The organism is Tamaricihabitans halophyticus (genome assembly GCF_004340875.1).
In the GTDB taxonomy this organism is placed as follows: domain Bacteria; phylum Actinomycetota; class Actinomycetes; order Mycobacteriales; family Pseudonocardiaceae; genus Tamaricihabitans; species Tamaricihabitans halophyticus.
On sequence record NZ_SLXQ01000009.1, the window covers coordinates 135,341 to 155,391 of the forward strand.

At 65.8% G+C, this 20,051-nt stretch carries 18 protein-coding genes; 8 read left to right on the forward strand and 10 right to left on the reverse strand.

The window, feature by feature from the left end; all coding sequences use genetic code 11:
- Window positions 1-95 precede the first annotated feature (95 nt).
- On the forward strand, window positions 96-1,448 hold the full coding sequence (locus tag EV191_RS19770; protein WP_132878606.1) for a primosomal protein: 1,353 nt from the start codon (window positions 96-98) through the stop codon (window positions 1,446-1,448).
- A 509-nt stretch (window positions 1,449-1,957) separates the two neighbouring features.
- On the opposite strand, the gene EV191_RS19775 is transcribed toward EV191_RS19770, so the two are convergent.
- The gene (locus EV191_RS19775; protein ID WP_132878607.1) at window positions 1,958-3,091 is read right to left on the reverse strand and encodes an adenosine deaminase; all 1,134 of its coding nucleotides are present in this window, start codon (window positions 3,089-3,091) and stop codon (window positions 1,958-1,960) included.
- Window positions 3,092-3,319: 228 nt separating this feature from the next.
- On the opposite strand from EV191_RS19775, the gene EV191_RS19780 reads away from it, so the two are divergent.
- Window positions 3,320-4,366, forward strand: coding sequence for a coiled-coil domain-containing protein (locus tag EV191_RS19780; protein WP_132878718.1), 1,047 nt, complete (start codon window positions 3,320-3,322; stop codon window positions 4,364-4,366).
- 111 nt (window positions 4,367-4,477) lie between these two features.
- Here the strand turns inward: EV191_RS19780 and EV191_RS19785 are convergent, their stop codons facing one another.
- The 6 genes from EV191_RS19785 to EV191_RS19810 form a co-directional block, all read right to left on the reverse strand.
- Window positions 4,478-5,800, reverse strand: a complete 1,323-nt coding sequence (locus tag EV191_RS19785; protein ID WP_132878719.1) for a thymidine phosphorylase — start codon at window positions 5,798-5,800, stop codon at window positions 4,478-4,480.
- Window positions 5,801-5,830: 30 nt separating this feature from the next.
- Entirely contained in the window at window positions 5,831-6,241 is a 411-nt protein-coding gene (locus tag EV191_RS19790; RefSeq protein ID WP_132878608.1) for a cytidine deaminase, read from the reverse strand.
- Window positions 6,238-7,503 (reverse strand): ABC transporter permease, encoded by a 1,266-nt coding sequence (locus EV191_RS19795; protein WP_243659085.1) that lies wholly within the window; start codon window positions 7,501-7,503, stop codon window positions 6,238-6,240. Before EV191_RS19795 ends, EV191_RS19790 begins: the two co-directional genes overlap by 4 nt.
- Window positions 7,504-7,511: 8 nt before the next feature.
- Window positions 7,512-8,603 (reverse strand): ABC transporter permease, encoded by a 1,092-nt coding sequence (locus EV191_RS19800; protein ID WP_132878610.1) that lies wholly within the window; start codon window positions 8,601-8,603, stop codon window positions 7,512-7,514.
- On the reverse strand, window positions 8,603-10,291 hold the full coding sequence (locus tag EV191_RS19805) for an ABC transporter ATP-binding protein (RefSeq protein ID WP_132878611.1): 1,689 nt from the start codon (window positions 10,289-10,291) through the stop codon (window positions 8,603-8,605). The genes EV191_RS19800 and EV191_RS19805 overlap by 1 nt, the downstream gene beginning before the upstream one ends.
- 140 nt (window positions 10,292-10,431) lie before the next feature.
- On the reverse strand, window positions 10,432-11,583 hold the full coding sequence (locus tag EV191_RS19810; protein WP_132878612.1) for a BMP family lipoprotein: 1,152 nt from the start codon (window positions 11,581-11,583) through the stop codon (window positions 10,432-10,434).
- Window positions 11,584-12,013: 430 nt separating this feature from the next.
- On the opposite strand from EV191_RS19810, the gene sdhC reads away from it, so the two are divergent.
- The 5 genes from sdhC (at window position 12,014) to EV191_RS19835 (ending at window position 16,791) form a co-directional block, all read left to right on the forward strand.
- Entirely contained in the window at window positions 12,014-12,454 is a 441-nt protein-coding gene (gene sdhC, locus EV191_RS19815; protein ID WP_132878613.1) for a succinate dehydrogenase, cytochrome b556 subunit, read from the forward strand.
- A 2-nt stretch (window positions 12,455-12,456) separates the two neighbouring features.
- Window positions 12,457-12,903 (forward strand): succinate dehydrogenase hydrophobic membrane anchor subunit, encoded by a 447-nt coding sequence (locus EV191_RS19820; RefSeq protein WP_132878614.1) that lies wholly within the window; start codon window positions 12,457-12,459, stop codon window positions 12,901-12,903.
- A 37-nt stretch (window positions 12,904-12,940) separates the two neighbouring features.
- Window positions 12,941-14,698 carry a succinate dehydrogenase flavoprotein subunit gene (gene sdhA, locus EV191_RS19825; RefSeq protein WP_132878615.1) on the forward strand — a complete coding sequence of 586 codons (1,758 nt, stop codon included), beginning with the start codon at window positions 12,941-12,943 and terminating at the stop codon, window positions 14,696-14,698.
- Between the two features lie 82 nt (window positions 14,699-14,780).
- Window positions 14,781-15,581 carry a succinate dehydrogenase iron-sulfur subunit gene (locus EV191_RS19830; RefSeq protein ID WP_132878616.1) on the forward strand — a complete coding sequence of 267 codons (801 nt, stop codon included), beginning with the start codon at window positions 14,781-14,783 and terminating at the stop codon, window positions 15,579-15,581.
- A gap of 121 nt (window positions 15,582-15,702) precedes the next feature.
- Window positions 15,703-16,791 carry a Zn-dependent alcohol dehydrogenase gene (locus tag EV191_RS19835; RefSeq protein ID WP_243659072.1) on the forward strand — a complete coding sequence of 363 codons (1,089 nt, stop codon included), beginning with the start codon at window positions 15,703-15,705 and terminating at the stop codon, window positions 16,789-16,791.
- Window positions 16,792-16,802: 11 nt separating this feature from the next.
- Here the strand turns inward: EV191_RS19835 and EV191_RS19840 are convergent, their stop codons facing one another.
- Window positions 16,803-17,150 carry a hypothetical protein gene (locus tag EV191_RS19840; protein WP_132878617.1) on the reverse strand — a complete coding sequence of 116 codons (348 nt, stop codon included), beginning with the start codon at window positions 17,148-17,150 and terminating at the stop codon, window positions 16,803-16,805.
- A gap of 32 nt (window positions 17,151-17,182) precedes the next feature.
- Window positions 17,183-17,446, reverse strand: a complete 264-nt coding sequence (locus EV191_RS19845) for an SCO4848 family membrane protein (RefSeq protein ID WP_132878618.1) — start codon at window positions 17,444-17,446, stop codon at window positions 17,183-17,185.
- 88 nt (window positions 17,447-17,534) lie between these two features.
- Here EV191_RS19845 and EV191_RS19850 point away from each other — a divergent pair, with 88 nt between their 5' ends.
- Entirely contained in the window at window positions 17,535-18,767 is a 1,233-nt protein-coding gene (locus EV191_RS19850) for a D-alanyl-D-alanine carboxypeptidase family protein (protein WP_132878619.1), read from the forward strand.
- A 6-nt stretch (window positions 18,768-18,773) separates the two neighbouring features.
- Here the strand turns inward: EV191_RS19850 and yhjD are convergent, their stop codons facing one another.
- The gene (gene yhjD / locus EV191_RS19855) at window positions 18,774-19,820 is read right to left on the reverse strand and encodes an inner membrane protein YhjD (RefSeq protein WP_132878620.1); all 1,047 of its coding nucleotides are present in this window, start codon (window positions 19,818-19,820) and stop codon (window positions 18,774-18,776) included.
- Window positions 19,821-20,051: the final 231 nt, after the last annotated feature.

Sequence of the window (20,051 nt, forward strand, 5' to 3'; positions counted from 1 at the left end):
CCCCGCCGGGTAGCCGGTAACCGCCACCGGTCGTCGTTGGGGCACACTACACCGCGTAAGCTGCGGGCGTTTGCGAACCATGACCGGGAGGTCAGATGGCTGCCGACATCGTCCCGATCGAACTCGGCCTGCCGCAGGGTGACATGGTCACCCTCTGGGCACCGCGTTGGCGGGAGGACGGTGAGGAGTGGGAAGCATTCCTCGGTGACGAGGACGCGCTGTACGGGTTCGCCGATGCGGCGCAGCTCGCGGCGTACGTGCGGACCGCCGAGGAACACGACCTCGTCGATCACCCCTCCTGGCATGTGGTGCCCGCGTTAACCGTGCCCGAGCTGATGCCGGACTCGGACCACCAGTTCGACCTGGTTGGCGTACCCGAGCTGGTCGCCGATGAGCCGGACACCTGGACGCTCGGCGAGCTCGCCGAGATCGTCGCCATCACCCGCTCGCTCGCCGACGTCTGTGAACTGGAGACGGTGACCGAGATCCTGGACTCCGCCGAGGGTTTCGGGCTACTCGATCAGGGCAAACTGCCGTTCACCGGCCGGGAGGGACAGCGGCTGTGGACGAAGCTCGCCGAGGTCGTCGCGGAGCGCTGGGACGAACTGCTCGACGAGATCGACCAGATGGTCGCCACGCCCGATATCGACGAGACCGAGTTCGACAAGGCCAGTGAGGAACTGGCCGCCTTTACCGCCGAGGCGGCCGAAGGCGACGACGAGGACTCCGCTGACGACGACCTTGACCCGCTGGAAGACACCAAGGACGGCGCGGCCAAAGGCGATACCGACAGCGCGGAAGCTGACGCCGATGGCGCTACGGATGACTCCGGCGCAGACGCTGCCGCTGACGAGAATTCAGCTGGCGAGGATTCAGCTGACGAGGAGCCGGTCGGCTTCTGGGGCGGCGTAGGGATCGACCCGATCAAGGTGATCACCAGCGGTGAGGAGTACTACACGCTGCGCTGCTACCTGGATGATCAGCCGATCTTCCTCGGCTCCGCGGGTTCGATCGACGCCTTCCGCTCGGCGAAAGCGCTTGCCAGGTATCTCGCCGAGCCTGGCGCCGGAACCGACAACGATCTCGCCGAGCTGTCCACATGGGACGAGGTGTTGAGCAGTGCGACCGCGGGCGAGCTGAGCATCGAGGTCGACGCGGACAACACCTACGTGCTGCAGGGCATCGACGAGGACATCGCGGAGGGTCCGGATTCGATGGATCCGACTCAGCTTGACCTCGCGGTCGAGCTGCTGACCGATGCGGCGGACTGGGCGGACGAGGACGGGGTGCGCACCGCGCTGCGCAGCTCGGAGCCGCTTGGCTGGCTGGTGTCGTTCGTCGTCCGGCCGGACCCGCTGCGGCTCGCGCCGAGTGCGCCATTCACCGCGGAGCGGGACGCCTGGCGAACCCTGGTCGACGATTTCGAGCGCCGCCTCCGCACACACTGAGCCCACCCAAACCCATTCCGCCCACCCAGACCAATTCCGCGTTTAGCAGGCTCACTGTTGACCCCGGACTACGTTTAGCAGGCTCACCGTTGAGTCCTGGACGCGTTCAGCGGGCTGACCGTGGTACCGAGCGCCCGCAAGTAATTCGCGTTCAGCGGGCTAAACGTTGATCCACAAGCGCGTTCAGCGGGCTGAACGTTGAATTCTGGACGCGTTTAGCGGGCTAACCGTTGATTTGGGGAGATGGCTGTGACCAGCGAGATTTCTGATGCGCCTGCGGACGCGGCCGTCCCGAAAGTTGGCCGCGTCAGCAGGCGCACCGTGCACCCCGTACCCGCAAGCGGGTCAGGCTCTGCTCAGCGTCGCGGTCCAGCTCGGGCCCCGGGCTACCCCGATTCGGGTAAATACACCCGTTCGGCGTGACAGGCAACGCTGACTGTGTCTAAACCTAAGGCATGCCACTCAGCGGCTAGTGCGCACCCCTACGCAATAGCCGCTGACCTGCACAATTACGCAGACTCGCCAGCCTCACTCAGTATTCTGGCGTAGCCGGGCTTGATCACGTCATTGATCAGCGCCAGCCGCTCATCAAAACCAAGGAACGCGGACTTCATCGCGTTCACGGTGAACCAGCGCAGGTCCGCCCAGCCGTAGCCGAAGTCCCGAACCAGCGCGGCCAGTTCACTGGAAACCGTACAACCACTCATCAACCGGTTGTCGGTGTTCACCGTGACCCGGAAGCGCAGCCGCGCAAGTAGCCCGATCGGATGAGATTCAATGGACTTGGCCGCCCCGGTCTGCACGTTGGACGACGGGCACATCTCCAGCGGCACCCTGCGGTCGCGAACGTAGCTCGCCAGGCGACCGAGTTGCACCGAACCGTCCTCGGCGACCTTGATGTCATCGATGATCCGCACGCCATGGCCAAGCCGCTCGGCGCCACAGTGCTGAATCGCCTCCCAAATGGACGGCAGACCGAAGGCTTCGCCCGCATGGATGGTGAAATGCGCGTTGCTCTGCCGCAGGTACTCGAAGGCATCCAGGTTGCGGGTGGGCGGGAAACCAGCCTCGGGGCCAGCGATATCGAAACCAACCACGCCAACATCTCGATAACGAACCGCTAACTCTGCGATCTCCATCGAGCGCGCGTTCTGCCGCATCGCGCACAGCAACGTGCCGACCCGGATCCGCGTACCCGCCCGCGCGGCGCGTTGCGCACCCTGCTCGAAACCCCGCTGCACCGCTTGCACCACGGCATCCAGGTCCAGCCCGCGCTCGCAGAACAACTCGGGGGCATACCGCACCTCCGCGTAGACCACCCCGTCCGCGGCGAGGTCCTCGGCGCATTCGGCCGCTACCCTGGTCAACGCTTCGGCGGTCTGCATGACACCGCAGGTATGCGCGAACGTCGTCAGATAGTCCTCGAGCGAACCGGAACTGGCGGTACGCGTGAACCACTCGCCCAGCTCGGCTGGATCGGTGCTGGGAAGCTCGGTATAGCCGCAGTCCTTGGCAAGTTCGATGATCGTCGCCGGGCGCAGCCCACCGTCGAGATGGTCGTGCAGCAGGACTTTGGGCGCTCGGCGGATGCTCTCGAGCGTCGGTTCCTCGTGGGATAGCTCAAGGAGTGGTTTAGGGCTCATGGATACACGTTACCGGTAGTATCCCACCCACTCCGGTAGCGCCACGAACATCAATTTCACGCTCCGCACCAGGGGATTCGCCTACACGGCCCAATGTTGATCAGGGATGGCGCAACGTAAATCGACGGGGGCGTTACTGGCGGCAGAGCGCAACTGGTTAGGCTGCGGCAAGTCTCCTCTTCCCCAGGACGAAGGCGCTGTGTCGTGAATCAAAACAACAACCACGTGATGGGCTTCGACCGGATGCGAAATATGCTCGTTCGAGCCGCGGAAATCCGGGAGAGCGAACAGCAACAGATCTTCGACACGCTCGATGACATCCACGCGAAGCTCTCGCCGCTCGAGTCGATCGGCGCGGTACGCAAGCGGCTGTCCGAGCTGCCGGACCGCACCGAGGTCAGTGTGCTCGCCGAACGGCTGGACGAGGCCATGGCGAAGCTCGAGGCGCAGGAAAACGCGCTGACCGCCGTCTCGCACGCCGTCGAGGCGATCGTGGACAAGCTGGCCAAGCCGTTCGCTCAGCTGGATGGCCGGCTGGACGGTGTCGCGGGCAAGTTCGAGGGTGTCGCCGGCCGGATGGACGGCCTCGAAGACAAGCTGCAGAGCATCCACCGCCGGTTGGACGAGCTGGATCTGCACCTGGACAAGCAGGACGGCCGGCTGGAAACACTGCCGAGTGCGGTACACGGGCCGGTGCGCGAGCGGATCGAGGTCGCCGAGACCGGACTGCGCTCCCGGATCGACGACGTCGAGGAGAACAACCAGAACCAGCTGGACACCGCGAAGGCAGCGCTCAGCTCGGAACTGCGCGCTACCAAGGACGCGCTGGACAGCACCAGCAAGCTGGACGCGATCACCGACCGGCTGGACAAGGTCACCGCTCGGCTGGACGAGATGGGCACTCGCCTGGACACCGTCGAGTCGAACGTCGGTTCGCAGATCGGCGAGCTGTCCGGTTCGGTGGACAAGGGCCTGTCCAAGGTGGAAAGCACGGTTGCCAACCGGCCGGACACCGACGCGGTCACCTCGCTGGTACAGAAGAGCAACGAGGAGTCCGAGCGCCGGATCGGCGAGCACCTGGACGAGGCGATGGCGACCTTCGGCGAACTGATGTTCGGCAGCGTCTCGCCAGGGCCCTCGCAGCCGGCCCCACCGCCGATGCCGCGCCAGGCCGCGCGGCGCACCAGGAGCAACTCGAACAAGTCGAAGAGCGGCGCCAAGTCCCGGTCCACGAGTGACTCGGACAGCGAGGACAGCAGCTCGGACAACTCCTGAATGCCCCTCGCCCGAAAGGGTGAGAACAGCGCCTGAATTCGACGGCCGCGGGATGCTCCACACGTGGGGCGCATCCCGCGGCCGTCTACTTTTCAGACCACGGTCAGGCCGCTAAACGCGGTCTCCGGCCTGCATATCGGGCGCTGCATCGGCGACCGGCACGGAGCCTCGGACGGCTTCCAGCACCGTCATAGTGTGTGCCGCCGCGGTATCCCTGATCTCCAGCCCACCGTTCAACGCGGCGATCGCCGGCTTGATGGTGTCCTTGCTGTCGGTGTGCAGTTCCAGCAGCGGCTGGCCAGCGGCCACCCGCTCACCCGGCTTGGCCAGACAGCGGATGCCAGCCGCGTGCTGCACCGCGTCATCCTTGCGCGACCGGCCGGCACCGAGCCGCCAAGCCGCCTGACCAACCGCGTAAGCGTCCAATGTGGCGACCACGCCATCTCGATTGGCGTTGACCACATGCACATGTTTTGCCGCCGGCAAGCCACCTTCCGGATTGCCGCCCTGCGCGGAGATCATCTGGCACCAGGTTTCGTACGCCCGCCCGGAAGCGAGCACCTCTCCTGGGTCCACATCGGATATTCCGGCAAGCGCGAGCATCTCCCTGGCAAGCAGCACGGTCAGCTCGACGACATCGCGCGGACCGCCGCCGCGCAACACCTCGATCGCCTCGACGACCTCGAGCGCGTTCCCGATCGTCCGGCCGAGCGGAACGGACATATCGGTAAGCAGCGCCGTGGTGTGCATGCCATGTGCGCCACCGATTTCCACGAGGGAGTTCGCCAGCGCGCGGGCATGCTGCTGCGATTTCATGAACGCGCCGGAGCCGACCTTGACGTCGAAGACCATCGCCGGGGTGCCCTCGGCGATCTTCTTGCTCATGATCGAGCTCGCGATCAACGGGATCGACTCGACGGTTCCGGTCACATCGCGCAAGGCATACAGCTTGCGGTCCGCCGGAGCCAGCCCCTCGGTTGGCGCGCACACCACCGCGCCAACGGTGTTCAGCTGCCGCATGATCTCGTCCACGGACAGCTGAGCACGCCACCCAGGAATAGATTCCAGCTTGTCCAGGGTGCCGCCGGTGTGCCCGAGCCCTCGGCCGGACAGCTGCGGAACTGCGGCACCACAGCTTGCCACCAGCGGCGCCAGCGGGAGAGTGATCTTGTCCCCGACCCCGCCGGTGGAGTGCTTGTCGACGATTGGCCGGTCGACCTTCAGCTCGAGGCGCTGCCCGGAGGCCACCATCGCGCTGGTCCATCTGGCGATCTCGGCGGCATCCATCCCGCGCAACAACACGGCCATCGCGAGCGCCGACATCTGCTCATCGGCGACAACACCGCGCGTATAGGCATCGATTACCCAGTCGATCTGCTCTTCGTTCAGCCGATGGCCGTCTCGCTTGGCCCTGATGACGTCCACAACGGACATCGGTTCGACGGCGGCTGACCCATTCTTCACCTAGTCACTCCCGGAAGCAGGCAGGTGTGTCGGACCGAATGCGTCGGGCAACACCGCGCTCATCGGTCGCGCTCCCCCCGGTGTGTCCAGCAGACAATCCGGCCCACCCAGCTCGTACAGGATCTGCCGGCAACGGCCACAGGGCATCAGTAGCTCCCCAGCGGCACTCCGGCAGGCCACCGCGACGAACCGGCCGCCACCGGTCAGCCGCGATTGGCCGGCCATCGTGCACTCGGCGCACAACCCGAGACCGTACGAGGCATTTTCTACGTTGCACCCAACCACAACGCTGCCGTCGGCGCACAAGGCGGCTGCCCCAACGCGCAACATTGAATACGGAGCGTAAGAATACTCGGTTGCCGCCTGCGCGGCCGCACGCAGGGCAGGCCAATCGATCACCGGCTCGCTCATCCATCGACTCCGCGCTGATAGGTGGATCCGATCGACTTCGGTGGTCGCAATCGCTGTGCGGCGGCGGCAAGCACGACGAGCGTCACGGCGTGCGCGGTGTACGGCGTGAGGTCGCTGGAGAGCTCATCGACCGACCAGTACACGTAGTAGAGCAGCAGCGCCGATCCGGCACCGACGGCGGCGGCAATCCAGCGCCGGCGCACCAGCTGCACCACGACAATGACACCAAGCAGCAGCACCGCACCGTAGAGCAGCGCCAGGATCGCCGATCCGCCAGCGGAAAGCTGCAAACCGTCCGCGTAACCAAACAGCGCGGCACCGCCGAGCAACCCACCTGGACGCCAGTTCCCGAAGATCATCGCCGCGAGTCCAATGTAGCCGCGACCGCCGGTCTGGTCCTCGAGGTAGTCGGCGCCACCTGGCAGCAGCACCAGCGCGGCACCACCCATCCCCGCGAAACCGCCGGAAATCAACAGCGCCAGGTACTTGTGCAGGTACACCCGCACACCAAGGGATTCGGCCGCGGTTGGGTTCTCCCCACAGGAGCGCAGCCGCAAGCCGAATCGGGTCCGCCAGAGCGCGACGTAGCTGATCGGCACGAGCAGCAGCGCCAGCATGGCAAGTGGGGAAACCCCGGTCACCAGTCCACGCAACAGCCCCGCCACATCCGAAAGCACCACCCGCTGGGCGTTTTCCAGATCGCCGAGCCAGTCCGCGAGCCAGGTAGCCGAGTAGGTGTCGAACTTCTCCACCGGCGGCGACTGCCGCGGATTACCGGAAAGCGGTTCGAAGACCAGCTTCGCGAGGTACTTGGCGATACCGAGCCCAAGCAGGTTGATCGCCACACCGGACACGATGTGGTTCACCCCGAAGGTCACCGTGGCCACCGCGTGCAGCAGACCGCCGAGCGCGCCGAACACGGCCGCGGCGAGCAGTCCGGCCCACGGCCCGCCGTAGTAGGCGCCCCAGGCCGCGCCCCAGGTACCGAGGATCATCATGCCCTCGAGCCCAATGTTGATCACGCCGGCACGTTCGGCCCACAGCCCGCCCAACGCGGCGAGCAGGATCGGCAGTGCCAACCGTAGGCCGTTCTGCGCGGTGGTCGAGGAGGTCAGCTCGGTAACACCGGTCAGATACGAGGCGGTGGCCAGCACGCCAAGGGCCACCACGGCCCAGAGCACGCCGACCAGCCAGCCGGGTAGCCGGCGGCGTCCACCGTTGCCGTTCGGCGCCGCGCCCTTTGCCGGGCCCGCGCTTTCCAGTGTCGTACTCACAGCGTGCCCCCTTCCCGTACGCTCGCCGGCTCAGTGGCAAGCGCGCGGCCTACCCTGCGCTGTTCGGCGGCCAGCTCGGCGCGGCGTACGATCTCGTAAGCCACGACCACCGAGAGGACGATCGTGCCCTGCATGATCGTGGTGATCTCCTTCGGAATCCCGATGTTGTCCAGCGATACCGCGGATTTGTCCAGCCATGCCCAGAGCAGCGCGCCGAAGGCGATACCCGCGGGATGGTTCCGGCCGAGCAGGGCGACCGCGATCCCGGTGAAGCCATAGCCCGTGGTGGAGTTGATCCCGTAGGCGTAGTCCCTGCCGAGCAGTTCCGGCATGGCAACCAGACCGGCCACCGCGCCGGAGACCAGCAGGGTGATCACGGTCATCTTCTTGGCGCTCACGCCACCCGCGGCCGCCGCGGTCGGGGAAAGCCCGCTTGCCCGCAGCTCGAAGCCGAACCTGGTTCGGGTGAGCAGGAACCAGTAGCCGAAGCCGAGTAGCCCGGCGATCACCACGAAACCAAAGATGGTGCCAGCGGCGCCGAATGAGATACCGGGAATCTGCCCGGAAGCCGGGATCGGCTCGGTGCTCACCGAGTTTCCTTGCTGCACACCGAACTGGTCCACGCTGACCAGGTAGGCGACCAACCCACCCGCGATCGAGTTGAGCATGATCGTGGAGATCACCTCGTGCACGCCACGGGTGACCTTCAGTACGGCAGGGATCGTCGCGTACGCGGCGCCGGCGAGCGCGGCCACCACGATGATCACGAAGGCATGCAGCACCGGCGGCAGGTTCAGCGCGCCACCAACGATCGCCGCCACGATCGCGGCGAACCGGTACTGGCCCTCCACGCCGATGTTGAACAGGTTCATCTGGAACCCGATCGCGACCGCGAGCCCAACCAGGTAGTAGACGGTGGCACTGTTGATCGTGTCCACCGCGGTGGTGCCTTCGAAAAGCTGACCGGCCATCGCGCCCATCGCGGCGAACGGATTCGCCCCGGAGATCACCAGCGCGATCGAGCACAGCAAGATGGCGAAAGCAATCGCCAGCACCGGCGGCAGCAGCCTGGTGCGCAGTACGCTCATCAGCGCTTCCCCCCTTGTGTGTCATCGTCGGCCGCGTGCTCATCGGTCGCGGTGTCAGCAGCCTCGCCGGTGTCGGCCGCGTCGTCGGTGTCGTTCTCGGTCGCGGCGCCGGCTGCCGGTTCGACCGCGTCGTGGATCTCGCTCACCCCGGTCATCGCCTCGCCAAGCTCGCTCGGCGTCACCGTCGACGGGTCCGCCTCACTGACCAGCCGGCCACGCAGCATCACTCGGATGCTGTCGGAAAGCCCGATCAGCTCGTCCAGATCCGCCGAGACCAGCAGCACTGCAAGGCCTTGCCGCCGCGCCGCCCTGAGCTGTTCCCAGATCAGGGCCTGGGCGCCGACGTCCACGCCTCGGGTGGGATGCGCGGCGACCAGCAGTGCCGGATTGCCGGACAGCTCCCTGCCCACGATGAACTTCTGTTGATTGCCACCGGAAAGCGATGCCGCGGCGACGTCCACGTTCGGCGTCCGCACGTCGTAGTCCTCGACGATCTCCACGGCGCTCGACCGCGCGGCCTCCCGATCGATCAACTGTCCTTTCGCGATCGGCGGTCGGCTCTGCTGACCGAGGATCCGGTTTGTCCACAACGACTCGGTGAGCAACAGGCCATACCGGGAGCGGTCCTCGGGGATGTAGCCGATCCCCGCTTCCCTGCGCTGCCGGGTGTTCGCGTGCCCGAGGTCGACCAGTTCGCCATCCGCGCCGCTGAGCTCGATGCGGCCCGCGCTCGCCTTGCGCAGACCCATGATCGTCTCGACCAGTTCGGTCTGCCCGTTGCCTTCCACCCCGGCGATGCCAAGCACTTCACCGGCATGCACGGTAAACGAGATATCGTCGAGCACCCTGCGCTCGGAACCGTCGTCCGCGGCAAGGCTCAACCCACTCAACCGCAGGACGGCCGTGCTGGTCACGGTGGATTCCCTGGTTTCCGGGTTCGGCAGCTGGCTGCCGACCATCAGCTCGGCCAGCTCCCGCGAGCTGATCCGCTTGGGATCGGCCGTGCCCACCGTGGTCCCCCTGCGCAGCACGGTCACCGAATCTGCGATCTCCCGCACCTCGTCTAACTTGTGCGAGATGAAGATGAAGGTGTATCCCTGCGCCTGCATCCGCCGCACGGTCTCGAAGAGGTCATCGACTTCCTGGGGGACGAGTACCGCGGTTGGCTCGTCCAGGATCACGATCCGCGCGCCCCGGTAGAGCACCTTGACGATCTCCACCCGCTGCCGGTCGGCGACGCCGAGGCGCTCGAGTGGAATGTCCGGGTTGACCCGCAGTCCACTACTTTCGGCCAACTCGGCGATCCGCTTGCGGGCCGCCGACCCGATGCCGTGCAACGACTCCGCGCCGAGCAGCACGTTCTCCCGAACGGTCAAATTGTCCGCGAGCATGAAGTGCTGGTGCACCATGCCGATACCCGCGCGGATGGCGTCCTGCGGCCCCCGGAACTGCACGCGTTCGCCGGCCACCTCGATGGTTCCCTCATCCGGCGGCTGCATGCCGTACAGGATCTTCATCAGGGTGGATTTGCCCGCACCGTTTTCCCCGCAGACCGCGTGCACCTCGCCTTCGCGCACGGTCAGATTCACGTCGTCGTTCGCGACGACACCGGGAAACCGCTTGGTTATCCCGGAAAGCACCACGGCGGCAGGCGTGTCCTGCACACCGTCTGGTGTGGATTCACTCATCGAAATTGCTGCCCCTTTTGCGGACGGATCTCAGCGAGGCCGGAGACTGCTCCGGCAGCAAACGTGCACGGGCCTGGGAGTGAAGCGCCCTCCCAGGCCCGTATTGGGTTGCGGTAGCCCACCAGCACGGCGCGCCCGACCTATTCGGGCTTGTCCGATACCTTGATATCGCCCTCGATGATCGCCTGCTTGTAGCCGTCCAGCTGCTCGGTGATGTCGTCGACCTTGCCGCCCGAGGTCGAGTAGCCGACGCCGTTCACCGCGAGGTCGAAGCGTTCCGGCAGCGAATCGAGGTCATCGGCGGCCATCGCCTTGATGAAGTCGAATACCGCGACATCGACCTCCTTGATCATCGAGGTCATGATCACATCTTTGGTATCGGCCAGTGTCTTGTCCTTGTACTGGTCCGAATCCACCCCGATGGCCAAGGCGTCCTTGGACTTGGCCGCCTGGAACACGCCCTTGCCGGAAGCGCCGGCCGCGTGGAACAACACATCGGCCCCGCTGTTCAACTGCCCGGCGGCCTTCACGTTGCCCTTGTTCGGGTCGTTGAAGCCGGACAGGTCCCCCGCGGGGGTCAGGTAATCGCGCTCGATCTCGATATCCGGGGCCGCGGCCTTGGCGCCCTGGATGAAACCGGCTTCGAACTTCTGGATCAGCGGAGTGTTCACACCGCCGACGAAACCGACGTGGCAGTTCTCACTCTTGTACGCGGCGGCTACCCCGGCCAGGAAGGAGCCCTGTTCCTCGGCGAAGACAAGCGAGGTGACGTTATCGCCGTCCAGGGACTCGTCCACGATCGCGAACTGGGTGTCCGGGAATTGCGGCGCGACCTTCTTGACCGATTCGGCGTAGGCGAAGCCAACCGCGATCACCGGGTTGAAGCCGTCCGTGGCCATCTGCCGCAGCCGGCTCATCTTCGCGTCTTCCGATTCGGTCGCCGCCGCGGTGGTTTCCTTGCTGTCGGCTACCCCGAGTTCCTCTTCCGCGCGATCCACCCCGGCGGCAGCCGCGTCATTGAACGAGGCGTCGCCGCGCCCGCCGACGTCGAAGGCGAGCCCGACCTTCAGATCGCTGGCATCGACATCACCGCCGTCGTTTTCCTCAGTATTCGACTCGCTCCCCTGCGGTGCGGCCGGCGGATCGGCCAGCTCGCACGGCTGCCCCTGGCCACCGCCCGAGGCATTGTCTCCGCCATCACCGGTGTCCTTCGCGCAGCCAGCCAGTGCAAGCACTCCGACGAAGCTGATCGCGGCCAATCTGGACGCGAAGGCGCCACGACTACGACGCACAGCGTCTCTCCTCCCCGCTCATGTACAAGCAGCCAGTGCCCCGCGGTTCGCGCTTGGGCAGTATCGACTCGATCGGGGCACAGTACCTTTCAGCAGGAAGAACGACAGGTATTCGGCCAACCACGTGACCTAATTGTTGACCCGGGTACGGCAGGTGCTCCGCAATTGTCGGGATACGCCACGAACCGTACCCAGTGGCTGCCGCACCGTGACCGAGGTCACCCGTCGGATAATTCGGACACCGCTGGGCATGTCTGGTCGATCACACGAGCAGGTACGCGTTGGGTGAGCGCCGCCGGACGCGACTAGCATCCGGTAAGTCAGGCTCGACGTCCTCGCCGGTGGCTCACCTGATGGTGTCCTATGCGGACGCTCGCACCGGAGGGGCGCGGGCGATCAGTCCATCACTGACGTTGGAGGCCGTCTACCGATGTCCACTACGGCCAGTCCCGCGACCGGGACGGGTGCGGCACAGGGGGCTCGAAGGTCTCGCCGTCGCGGTACCTTTTACAAGGGTGATCCGGGCATGTGGTCCTGGGTCGCGCACCGCATCACCGGCGTGTTGACCTTCTTCTTCCTCTTCGCGCACGTTCTCGATACCGCGTTGGTTCGGGTGTCCCCGAATGCCTACGACGAAGTGATCGCGACCTACAAGACACCACTGGTGAACCTGATCGAGGTCGGGCTGGTCGGCGCGGTGCTCTACCACGCGCTGAACGGAATCCGCGTGATGCTCGTGGACTTCTGGGCAAAGGGTCCGAAGTATCAGCGCCCGATGCTCTGGGTGATCCTCGGCGTCTGGGTGCTGGTGATGATCCCGGGCACCTACTACATGCTCGAGCGCACCGTCACGGAAATGTTCGGGGGCTGACCATGGCTACTTCATCGACGACCCCGTCCGGAGCCGCGGACGCGCTTGCCCTCGACAAGCCCCGCGCGCCGAAACGGCCAGCAGCCCGCCGGAGCAACTTCGAGCTCTACAGCTGGTTGTTCATGCGGATCTCCGGCGCGCTACTGGTGGTCCTGGTACTTGGCCACCTGTTCATCATGAACATCCTGGACGGCGGCGTGCACCGGATCAACTTCGCCTTCGTCGCCGGTCGGTGGGCTTCGCCCTTCTGGCAGTTCTGGGACCTTTCCATGCTCTGGCTCGCGCAGATCCACGGCGGCAACGGCGTGCGGACGATCATCAATGACTACGCCCGCAAGGAAACCACGCGATTCTGGCTGAAGATCGTGCTCTACATCTCGATGGTGCTCATCCTCGCCGTGGGGACGTTCGTGATCTTCACCTTCGACCCGAACATTCCGGCCACCTGACGGCCGACCACCACAGACCGGGCAGGAGAAGCGGCAAATGCAGTTCCACAAGTACGACGTGGTGATCGTCGGCGCGGGCGGTGCCGGCATGCGCGCGGCGATCGAGTCCGGCCAGCGCGCCAGGACCGCCGTGCTGACCAAGCTCTACCCCACCCGCTCGCACACCGGTGCCGCGCAGGGCGGGATGTGCGCGGCACTGGCCAATGTCGAAGACGACAACTGGGAGTGGCACACCTTCGACACGGTCAAGGGCGGTGACTACCTCGTCGACCAGGACGCCGCGGAGATCATGGCGAAGGAGGCCATCGACGCGGTACTCGACCTCGAGCGGATGGGGTTGCCGTTCAACCGGACCCCAGAGGGCAAGATCGATCAGCGCCGGTTCGGCGGGCACACCAGGGACCACGGCAAGGCCGCGGTACGCAGGGCCTGCTACGCGGCCGACCGCACCGGCCACATGATCCTGCAGACGCTCTATCAGAACTGCATCAAGCACGAGGTGGAGTTCTTCAATGAGTACTACGTGCTGGATATCAACCTGAGCACCGGCCCGGACGGCAACCAGGTCGCGACCGGGGTGGTCGCCTACGAGCTGGCGACCGGCGAACTGCACGTGTTCCAGGCGAAATCCATCGTGTTCGCCACCGGTGGCGCCGGCAAGATCTTCAAGACCACCTCGAACGCGCACACCCTCACTGGGGACGGGCTCGGCATCATCTTCCGCAAGGGGCTGCCCCTCGAGGACATGGAGTTCTTCCAGTTCCACCCGACCGGCCTCGCCGGGCTCGGCATCCTCATTTCCGAGGCCGTGCGTGGGGAAGGCGGCATCCTGCGCAACGCGGACGGCGAGCGATTCATGGAACGCTACGCGCCGACCATCAAGGACCTCGCGCCACGCGATATCGTCGCCCGCTCGATGGTGCAGGAAGTGCTCCAGGGCAGGGGTGCCGGTCCGGACAAGGACTACGTGCTGCTCGATGTCACGCACCTCGGCGAGGAAGTGCTGGAGAGCAAGCTGCCGGACATTACCGAGTTCTCCCGTACCTATCTCGGCGTTGACCCGGTGCACGAACCGGTGCCGGTGTACCCGACCTGTCACTACGTGATGGGTGGGATCCCCACCAATGTGCACGGCGAAGTGCTGCGGGACAACGAGAACGTGATTCCCGGGCTGTACGCGGCAGGGGAATGCGCCTGCGTCTCGGTGCACGGCTCGAACCGGCTCGGCACCAACTCGCTGCTGGACATCAACGTGTTCGGGCGGCGAGCCGGGATCGCCGCCGCGGAGTACGCGAGCAACCACGAGTTCGTCGAGTTGCCCGATGAGCCAACCAAGCTCGTATCCGACCAGCTCGAGCTGCTGCTCTCGGAGCACGGTCAGGAGCGGGTGGCTGATATCCGCACCGAGCTGCAGCAGACCATGGACGCCAACGCTTCGGTGTACCGCACCGAGGACACCCTCAAGCAGGCGCTGACCGACGTGCAGGCGCTCAAGCAGCGCTATGAGCGGATCACCGTGCAGGACAAGGGAAAGCGGTTCAACACCGACTTGCTCGAGGCCGTCGAGCTCGGCTTCCTGCTCGAACTTGCGGAGATCCTGGTCGTCGGGGCGCTCGCGCGTAAGGAGTCGCGGGGTGGGCACGCGCGGGAGGACTACCCGAACCGCGATGACGTGAATTTCATGCGGCACACCATGGCCTACAAGCACGGCGGGGAAGGCATGCAGGCCGATATCCAGCTGGACTACAAGCCGGTGACCTTCACCAGGTACGAGCCGATGGAGCGCAAGTACTGATGACCGAGCTGGGGACGGCCAACTGGACCGCACGTGGCCGGACCGCACAGGCCTGGGCCGCCACCGTCGCCGAGGGAGCGAGATGAGTACCGCAGTTTCCGATAACGACACGTCCTCCGGTCCGCAACAGGCCGGCCCGAAGCCGCCGCCGGTGCCGGAGGGTTCGCGCACCGTCACGCTGAAGATCCAGCGGTTCAACCCGGAGTTCGACGAGGAACCGCGCTGGGAGAGCTACGACGTGCCGGCGCTGTCCACCGACCGGCTGCTGAACCTGCTGCACTACGTGAAGTGGTACCTGGACGGCACGCTGGCCTTCCGCCGCTCCTGCGCGCACGGTGTCTGCGGTTCGGACGCGATGCAGATCAACGGCGTGAACCGGCTGGCGTGCAAGGTTCTGATGAAGGACATGCTCGCGCCACAGGGCAAACCGACGGTGATCACCATCGCACCGATCAAGGGTCTGCCGGTGCAGAAGGATCTCTATGTCGATATGGAGCCCTTCTTCGAGGCGTTCAAGGCGATCAAGCCGTACCTGATCACCTACGGCAACGAGCCGTCCAAGGAGCGCATCCAGTCCCCAGCGGACCGGGAACGCTTTGACGACACGACAAAGTGCATCCTGTGCGCCTGCTGCACCACGTCCTGCCCGGTTTACTGGGCCGACGGGTCGTACTTCGGGCCCGCGGCGATCGTGAACGCGCACCGGTTCATCTTTGACTCGCGTGATCAGGGCGCGGAGGAACGGCTGGACATCCTGAACGACGCGGAAGGCGTATGGCGCTGCCGCACGACGTTCAACTGCACGGATGCCTGCCCGCGTGGGATTCAGGTCACCAAGGCGATCCAGGAGGTGAAACGCGCGCTGCTGTTCAAGCGCGTGTGAGCCACCCGGTGGACACCGGACGTGAGATGGGTAACTTCCGGCACGTGAAGTATCCCGTATCGCGGTGATGGGCGTTGTAACGTCGACCACGGTCCCGCGCGCCCAGCATCAAGGAGGATCCGTGGTCAACGCCGTCGTGTTCACCGAGCCAAACGCCGAGCCGGAAATTCACGATCTCCAACTCCCCGAGCTCGGACCGGCCGATGTGCGTATCCGTATCGCGGCCGCCGGCGTATGCCATTCCGACCTGTCGATGGTGAACGGCACGCTTGGCCCGGAGTTTCCGGTTGTTCCCGGGCATGAGGCATCCGGCACGGTCACCGAGGTCGGCTCCGCCGTGCGCCGAGTCACCGTCGGCCAGCGGGTAGTGCTCAACTGGGCACCTGCCTGCCGTTCCTGCTGGTTCTGTCTCAACCGGCAACCGTGGCTCTGCCGGACCGCGGAGGGTGTCGCCAGCGTCCAACGTGGACATTTGGCCGACGGCACCGAGGCGCACGCGGCCGTGGGGGTCGGCGCCTTCGCCGAAGAGGTGGTGCTGCCCGAGCAGTACGCGGTGCCACTGCCGGACGGGGTGCCACTTGATCTGGCCGCGTTGCTTGGCTGTGCGGTACTGACCGGGATCGGCGCCGTGCGCAATACCGCGCGGGTGCGTAGCGGTGAGTCGGTTGTGGTCATTGGGCTCGGCGGGATCGGTCTTTCCGCGGTTATCGGCGCACGGCTCGCCGGTGCGGGCCCGATTATCGCCGTGGATCTCGCACCAGAAAAGGAAGAGCCGGCCAGGTTGGCCGGCGCGACGCATTTCCTGCGCGGTGATGCCAAGGTCGCCAAGGAGATTCGCGGTTACACCGGCCGGCGCGGCGCGGATCACGCCTTCGAATGCGTTGGCGCGCCTGCCACGATCCGACAGGCGTGGGACAGCGTTCGGCGTGGCGGACAGTGCACCGTGGTCGGCGTCGGCGGCAAGGATCAGCGGGTCGAATTCAGCCCGCTGGAGCTCTTTCACTTCGCCAGGACGCTGACCAGCTCGGTGTATGGCGACTGCGATCCGGATCGGGATATCCCGATGCTGGCCGAACAGGTGGTGCTCGGCAGGTTGGATCTGGCCGGTCTGGTCAGCAGCCGGATCGGTCTGGACGGGGTGGCGGACGCCTTCACGCGGATGCGATCCGGCCAAGGCGTCCGCTCCCTGATCGAGCTGTCCGGGGCGTAACCCGGCGGTCGCTATGTCCAGAACACGGCGAGTCCGACGTTCAGCACGACAAGGGCGCCGAGCGTCGGGGTGAACCAGCGCGGCGCGGCCGGTGCGCGCACCTTGGCGACGGCGAGACCGGCGATCGCTACCACGACCAGGATCTTGATACCGAGCTTCATATGGTCGTACTCGGCGTCGGTGGCCGGCGCGAGCAACATCAGGGCCATCCCGGTAATCAGCTGTAGTCCGGCACCGTGCAGCCAGCCCTTGTTGACCGGCGCCGCCGAGCCGGCCTTGAGCTGGACGAAGACCATGCCGAAAAGCATGCCCATGCCGAGCAGGTGCAGGAATACGAGTAGCAGGCGAACGAACTCCATTGGCTGAGCCTCCTGGTAGTGGTGGGAACGCGTCAGTCAGAACCATCCTGGTGCGCCGCCGAACGCGTGCGCCTGCTTGCCGCGAAACCACGCCAGCCGAGCACACCGATGGCCGTGCCGAGAATCAGCGAGACCACCGCGAGTAGGGCATGCACCAGGAAGTAGGTCGTGGGATTGCCCGCCGCGTCCCACGACCGATCGCCGCCCCACAGATTGACCAGGAAATTCGGCCAGATCACCCATGACCACACTGCGAAAAGCAGGAGAAACACGGAGGCGCGGCGAGAAAGGATCACGCTCCGCAGTATCCCCCGACCAATCGGACGCGAGACACACGCCCCCGGGTGAGCAAAATTACCCGCAGTATCTAGTTAGTCTGCCAGCGTGCCTTCCGCCACTCGCCGCAGCGCCGCGTTGCTGGTCAGCGTGCTGACCGCGGCCCTGCTCAGCCCACTGCTCGCGACACCGGCCGGCGCCCAGCAGGGCGAAACTGGCTGCCCGAACCAGGCGCAGCCGCCGCCACCAGTGAGTACTTCGGAAAAGCCGGCGCCCGGCCAGCCGAGCCCGAAACCATTGCCGGTGCCGGACGACCCGGCCGGCGGCCCACGGATGGCCGAATGCGGAGCGGTACTGCCCGAGGGCGCGCCACCGCTGCCCGACCAGCTGACCCCGCGGTCGTGGGTGCTCACCGACCTGGACAGCGGCGAGGTGCTGGCCGCGTACAACCCGCATGCCCGGCATCGCCCGGCATCGCTGATCAAGGTACTGACCGCGCTGGTGGCCGCCGAGGAGCTCGATCCGAAGCAAGAAGTACGCGCCACCCAGGAGGACGCGAACCAGGAAGGCACCAGCGTCGGGTTGGTGCCCAACAACAAGTACACGGTCGACCAGCTGTTCAAATCGCTGCTGATGTACTCGGGCAACGATGTGGCGCATGCGCTTGCCCGCGAACTCGGCGGTATTCCCACGGCATTGCGGAAGATGAACGACCGGGCGGCCGAACTCGGCGCGCGGGACACCCGCGCGGCCACCCCATCTGGTTTGGACGGACCGGGAATGTCCACTTCGGCGTATGACATGAGCTTGCTGATGCGCGCGGCCATGGATACTCCAGAATTCGTCGAAGCGGTAGGCACACCGCGGATGGACTTCCCTGGCAAGCCGGGCGAGCCAAGCTACGAGGTGTACAACGACAACAAGCTGCTCGGCAGCTACGCGGGATTTCTCGGTGGCAAGACTGGTTTCACCGATGACGCCCGGCATACCTACACGGGAGCCGCGGAGCGCGACGGCACGCGGATCGCGGTGACGATGCTGCGCGGCGAGCAGCAGCCAGTGCGCATGTCGGATCAGGCCGCGCTACTGCTCGACTACGGATTCGGGCTGGCGAACCAGCAGGCCGAACCGGTTGGCGAGCTGGTCGACCCGAAACCAGAGCCCAGCCCGGACGTGACCCCTGCGGCCGCACAGGATGCCGAGACCAGCGCGCAATCGGCCCAGCAGGACGAATCGCCGTTCGGCAACGCCGGTGGGCCGATCATCGCGCTCGCCGTGGTGGCGGTGGCGATCTACGGCCTGTTGTGGTTGCGCCGCAAGTCCAGAAACACCGGCCAGTAGCGGCTTTCAGCGGCGCCGGCGGCGCAGGCGCACCGCGGCGATCGCACTGAGCGCGCCGGCACCGAAGAACCCGGCGGCCACCGGCGCGCTCGGTCCCCTTGGCACCCGCACCACCGGCTGGATCACCGCCGGGGGTGGCACGGGTACCGTCCTGACCAGATTCTCGCTGGCCGTCGCCGTCCACGCGGTGATGAACAGGACGAACTGCGAGACCAGGTTCGCGAATACCATCACACCGATGATCGGCCCGAACAGTGCACCAGTCGGCGAGGAGGTCACGCTCGCCAGGTAGATCGTGCCAACCTGCTTGAGCACTTCGAAGCCGATCGCCGCGGCGATCGCGCCCTTGACCGCGCTGCGCGCGCTCATCCGCTTGCGGGGCAGCCTGGCAATGACCCAGAGGAACACCAGGCAGCTCGCAACCAGCGAGAGCAGCACGGTCAGCACGCTGAGCAGGAATCGCGCGAAGGCTCCGTCCAGCCCGACGAGTCGCAGCAGCGTCCGTCCCAGCCCGCCGCCCGCGGCACTCAGTCCAAACGAGAGGACCATCGCGGCGCCAAGCCCGACCAGCGCGAGCAGGTCGTTCAACTTGGTGCGCAGGAACGGCAGCTCCTGCTTGTCCTGACCCCATTGCGCGGTCAGCGCGTCCCGCAGGTTGCCGATCCAGTTCAACCCGGAGTAGAGCGCGGTCAGCAGGCCGAGCACACCGACCGTGCCCGCGGAATCGAGCGCGGTGTCCACGACTTCGTTGATCGTGGCGCCGATATTGCCGGGCACCGCCTCGGTGATTGCTTCCTGTACCCGGACGAGTAGTTCCTCGTTGCCGGCCAGGATGAACGCGCCGACCGCGAAGGACACCATCAGTACCGGGAACAGGGAAAGCACGCTGAAGTAGGTGATCGCCGCGGCATAGTGCGTACCGTGCCGCTCGCTGAACGCCGATCCGGCGCGCACCAGGTGATCGAGCCACGGGTATCTGGTCCTTGCTCTGTCCAACTTGGACGGAGTTGGGGTTTCCTCGGCCGGCTTGGTGCCCTCGCTTGTCGCAGCCACCGCTGGACGTTAACCAGCCGCGCGGCTACCCGCAACGCGAGACACGCCGACCGCTGACCCAGCCAGCAGTTAGTGACATTTTAACTGTTCATGTAACAATCCTCTGCGAAGGGCTACTGACCGAGGACGAGGTACAAGAGCACAGCGGTTTCGGCGCAAAGCGCCTGGAGAGCGAGAACGAGTGGGACCGCGGCTTCCAAGGCGGCGGAGCGTCGATGGTGCAGTTAGTCA